The sequence below is a fragment of the Corynebacterium sp. genome (genome assembly GCF_012837295.1).
GTDB lineage: Bacteria > Actinomycetota > Actinomycetes > Mycobacteriales > Mycobacteriaceae > Corynebacterium.
The window spans coordinates 1-4468 of the sequence record NZ_DURI01000369.1 but is presented as its reverse complement, the minus strand read 5'-3'; the positions used below and the strand labels follow the sequence as shown (position 1 = coordinate 4468).

4 protein-coding genes are annotated in these 4468 nt (G+C 67.2%); 3 read left to right on the top strand and 1 reads right to left on the bottom strand.

Features of this window, described 5'->3' with window-relative positions:
• Positions 1 to 39 precede the first annotated feature (39 nt).
• On the bottom strand, positions 40 to 558 hold the full coding sequence (locus GX015_RS12075; RefSeq protein ID WP_291345402.1) for an RDD family protein: 519 nt from the start codon (positions 556 to 558) through the stop codon (positions 40 to 42).
• Positions 559 to 726: 168 nt separating this feature from the next.
• Here GX015_RS12075 and glnA point away from each other — a divergent pair, with 168 nt between their 5' ends.
• The 3 genes from glnA to GX015_RS12060 form a co-directional block, all read left to right on the top strand.
• Complete coding sequence (gene glnA / locus GX015_RS12070) at positions 727 to 2163, top strand: type I glutamate--ammonia ligase (RefSeq protein ID WP_291345401.1); 1437 nt, start codon at positions 727 to 729, stop codon at positions 2161 to 2163.
• A gap of 130 nt (positions 2164 to 2293) precedes the next feature.
• The gene (locus GX015_RS12065) at positions 2294 to 3196 is read left to right on the top strand and encodes a metallophosphoesterase family protein (protein WP_291345400.1); all 903 of its coding nucleotides are present in this window, start codon (positions 2294 to 2296) and stop codon (positions 3194 to 3196) included.
• Positions 3197 to 3311: 115 nt separating this feature from the next.
• The coding region (locus GX015_RS12060) for a glycosyltransferase (protein WP_291345399.1) at positions 3312 to 4468 on the top strand (1157 nt) is incomplete at its 3' end.

Genomic DNA, 4468 nt, shown 5'->3' with positions numbered 1-4468 from the left:
GGGCGGGGCTTTCGCGTGCGCCGGCGGCGCCGGCGGAAACTAGCCGCGGATGACGGCGGTGCCGGTAGCGCGGTCGTGCATGCCGCGCATGTCGGAGTCGACGATGACCGGCGGCAGCAGAAGCAGCGTCAGGAAGGAACGGACGGCCGCGCGCCACAGGCCCACGCGGGCGCCGGGGACATCGACGCGGGCGACGCCCATCTTCAGCACCGCCTGTCCGGGGGTACGGCCGAACAGCCACACCGACACGGTGCCCACGATGAAGAAGATGATGGCGGTCCACGTCGCCGTGAACGACTGCCAGGCGATGAACGGGTCGCCGTAGTACTCCAGCTGCTCCGGATCGGAGCCGACGAACGGGTACACCAGGGCGGTGAGCAGCATGCTGAAACCCCAGTCAAGGAGGATGCCGCCAACACGCCGCATGAGCGTGACCTGCGAACCTACGCCATCGGGGGTCAGCCCGAGGGACTGTCCGGGGTAGTCGGAAAGCTTGTCGGGGTCGTCGAACTGCCCGGGGACCTTCGGTCCTTCGAGCCAACTGCTCTTTTCGGCCATGGGCACAGAGTCTAGCGGGCCGTCCCGCGGATTCCGGTGCCGGGCCGGGGTGAAGGGGCTTCACAGGGGGCTTCGGGTGTGGTGAGGCGCACGGGGTAAGGCATGTCACCGGGCTGGTTCTTTTCGTTAAGCTGGATTCCGACAATTACGACGACGAGGAGACCCCACATGAACTTCACCTCCCCCGAGGAAGTCACCAAATTCATCGAGGAGGAGGGCGTCGAGTTCGTCGATATCCGATTCACCGACGTCCCGGGCACGGAGCAGCACTTCACCATCCCGGCCTCCGAGTTCAACGAGGATGCCATCGCGGAGGGCCTGGCGTTCGACGGTTCGTCGATTCGCGGCTTCACCACCATCGATGAGTCCGACATGACCCTGCTGCCGGATCTGGCCACCGCGCGCCTGGATCCGTTCCGCAAGGCGAAGACGCTGAACGTGAAGTTCTTCGTCCATGACCCGTTCACCCTGGAGCCGTTCTCCCGCGACCCGCGCAACATCGCGCGCAAGGCCGAGGAGTACATGGAGTCCACCGGTATCGCGGACACGTGCTTCGTCGGTGCGGAGGCGGAGTTCTACCTCTTCGACTCGGTGAAGTTCCGCGTGGACGCGCACGCCGCCTACTACGAGGTCGATTCCGTCGAGGGCTGGTGGAACCGCGGCGAGGACCTGAACCCGGACGGCTCCCCGAACCTGGGCTACAAGACCCGCATGAAGGGCGGCTACTTCCCCGTCGCGCCGTACGACCACTACCAGGACCTGCGCGACGAGATGTGCAAGCTTCTGGAGAACTCCGGTTTCCACATGGAGCGCCAGCACCATGAGGTCGGCACGGGTGGCCAGCAGGAGATCAACTACCGCTTCAATTCGATGCTGCATGCGGCGGATGATCTGCAGAGCTTCAAGTACATCATCAAGAACGCCGCGTGGCGGGCCGGCAAGTCGGCGACGTTCATGCCGAAGCCGCTTGCCGACGACAACGGTTCGGGCATGCACGCCCACCTGTCGCTCTGGAAGGACGGCGAGCCGCTGTTCTACGACGAGTCCGGTTACGCGGGCCTGTCGGACATGGCGCGCTACTTCATCGGCGGCATCCTGGAGCATGCCGGCGCGGTGCTGGCGTTCACGAACCCGACGCTGAACTCGTACCACCGTCTGGTGAAGGGCTTCGAGGCGCCGATCAACCTGGTGTACTCGCAGCGCAACCGCTCCGCCGCGGTGCGCATCCCGATCACGGGCTCCAACCCGAAGGCGAAGCGCGTCGAGTTCCGTGCGCCGGACCCGTCGGGCAACCCGTACCTGGGCTTCGCCGCGATGCTGATGGCCGGCCTGGACGGCATCAAGAACCGCATCGAGCCGCACGCCCCGGTGGACAAGGACCTGTACGAGCTGCCGCCGGAGGAGGCCGCCGACATCCCGGTCGCCCCGACGTCCCTGGAGGCCTCCCTGCAGGCGCTGCGCGAGGACCACGAGTTCCTGCTCGAGGGTGACGTGTTCACCGAGGACCTCATCGAGACGTACATCGACTACAAGTACACCCACGAGATCGAGCCGGTCCGCCTGCGCCCGACCCCGCAGGAGTTCGAGATGTACTACGACTGCTAGGCGCCGCCAGTCGCTTTCCGACGCCCCGCTTCGGCCATCCGGCCGGGCGGGGCGTCGTCGTGAAGCTTTTGCGGTGAAGCCATCTCCGGTCGGCTCTATGCTCGGTTGGGAGAGCAGAATTCTTTTTGGAGTGATCCCGTTGAAGACCATGCAGCGCCTCACGGAGGCGTACCGAGGTGCTCGCATCAAGCCCATCGATGACGGGACGCGGTACGTCATCATGAGCGATTGCCACCGCGGGGACGGGTCGAAGTCGGACGAATTCCTGAAGAACAAGAACTCCTACACCGCCGCGCTCGACCACTACTGGAACGAGGGCTTCACCTACGTCGAGGCAGGTGACGGCGACGAGTTGTGGGAGTACGACTACAAGCACATCATCCGCGCCAACCGGGCCGTGTGGGAGCGCCATCTCAAGTTCCACCGCGCCGGCAGGTTGATCCGGATGTGGGGCAACCACGACGTCATGCTCCAGAATCCGGGGTTCGTGCGCGAGCATCTGTGGCGCACCGAGCATCCCGGCACCGGCGAGGACAGGGAGTTCTTCGATGGGCTCGTGCCGGTCGAGGCGGTGCTGTTCCGCAGGGGAGGCACCGGCCAGGAACTCCTGCTCGTCCACGGCCACCAGGGGGACCTGCCGAATGACCAGGCGTGGCGCTTCAACCGCTTCTGGTTGCGGGTTTTCTGGAAGTACATGCACAGGCTCGGCTTCCACAGCCCGACGAGCCCCGTCGCGAACTCGTACAAGCGGCACAAGGTGGAGCGCAACTACGTCAAGTGGATCCGCAAGAACCGGGTGGCGCTTATCTGCGGCCACACGCACTGGGAGAAGTTCCCGGGCGACGGTGACTTGCCGTACTTCAACGCCGGCAGTTGCGTCTACCCGTCGCACATCACGGCGCTGGAAATCGTCGGCGGCACCGTGGCGTTGGTCCGGTGGCGCGTCGACCCCAACGAGGACGGAATCCTGCAGGTGACGCGGCGCGTGATCTCGGGACCGAAGCCCATCGAGGACTTCGACATCCGGGACTGACCGTCGGCAAGCGTCCCGTGCCCGTTCCACCCGGGGAGAAGTCCCTCCCCCACCTGCGGCTCCGGTGAAGATCGCTCACGAGGACAGGGCGGCGCGGGTGGCCCACAATCGGTGCATGCATATTGCCGCCGCCGGATCCGGCTGGTCGAAAAGCCGCATCCTGATGCTCACCGACTGCTACGCGCCGACGGTGAATGGCGTGGTCAGGTCGATTGTCGACCTCGCGGACGGCCTCCGCGACGCGGGCCACGACGTTCGGGTGCTCACGTTCGGGAAGGGGCTCGGCACGTCCTTCGATGGCCACGTGTACCGGTTGCCGTCGGTGAGCGCGGGTGCGGTGTACCCGCACGCGCGGATTGGCCAGATGATCGGGCGGCGCGTCCTGCGGCTCGTCGCGGAGTGGGCGCCGGACGTGGTGCACAGCCACACGGAGTTTTCGGCGTTCCTGTGGGCGCGGGCCATCGCGCGGAGCACCGGCGCCGCGCACGTGCACACGTACCACACGCTGTACGCCGACTACACGCACTATTTCTGCCCGAGCGAGCGCGTCGGCCGGGCGCTGGTGCGGTCGTGCACGCGGCACGTGATGAACCGCCCCGACCGCATCATCGCGCCGACGGGCAAGGTGGCGTCGGTGCTGCGGGACTATGGGGTGGGGTGCCCGGTCGACGTCATCGGCACGGGCGTGGACCTGGGGCGTTTCCGCCCCGATGTGCTTGCCGACGCCGCCGGCCCCGCGCCCAATTCCACGTCCGGCTCCGCCTCCCGGGATCTCGCGGCCGCCGTCGGCCTCTCCCCCGGCGTCCCGACGGTCCTGACCGTCGGCCGCATCGCCGCGGAGAAGAACCTCCGCGAGTCGCTGGCGTTGCTGGCGCGGCTGGACGTCCCGTGGCAGTGGCTCATCGTGGGCGATGGTCCGGATGCCGGGAACGTCCGCGACCACGTCGGCAAGCTCGGTGTCGGCGACCGCGTGCACATGACGGGCGCGGTGCCCACCGACGAGGTACCCCGGTATTACGGGCTGGGCGACGTGTTCCTGACGTCGTCGCGCAGCGAGACGCAGGGCCTGACCTGCCTGGAGTCGCTGGCGTCGGGCGTGCCGGTGGTGTGCCCCGCCGATGAGGCGTTCGCGGGCGTCGTCGTCGACGGGATCAACGGGCACCGATACACCGGCGCCGACGACTTCGTTGCGGCGATGACCGCCTTGCTTTCCGACGCCGACCTGCGGCGCTCGCGATCCATCGCGGCGCGCGGGAGCGCGGGCGCGCTGGG

Coding starts and splice junctions, on each gene's coding strand:
- GX015_RS12075 (WP_291345402.1), bottom strand. CDS start 558: ATGGCCGAAAAGAGCAGTTGGCTCGAAGGACCGAAGGTCCCCGGGCAG.
- glnA (WP_291345401.1), top strand. CDS start 727: ATGAACTTCACCTCCCCCGAGGAAGTCACCAAATTCATCGAGGAGGAG.